Here is a 229-nt window from a genome sequence, read left to right on the forward strand (position 1 = left end):
CCTGAGCGGATCGATCATACGATCATTTCAGCGTGAGCGACTTGCCCGCTGCCTGTCGGGTGGCTGACCATTCTTCATAGGTTTTGGCCGCCGTCTTACCCGGAATACTCAGCAGGACTTCAAAGTAGTCTTCATTAAACTTGTCTGCCAGTACCGTCGCCCGGTGTTTGCCTTTGACGACATACACGGACTGTACGCTCTGGTGGTCAAAATCGCGCCAGGTCTGTGG

1 protein-coding gene is annotated in these 229 nt (G+C 54.1%); it reads right to left on the reverse strand.

All coding sequences use genetic code 11. From position 1 onward, the window contains the following. Positions 1-22 precede the first annotated feature (22 nt). The coding region (locus tag Q4563_RS23290; protein WP_303606238.1) for a hypothetical protein at positions 23-229 on the reverse strand (207 nt) is incomplete at its 5' end.

This window comes from Gilvimarinus sp. 1_MG-2023 (genome assembly GCF_030548285.1).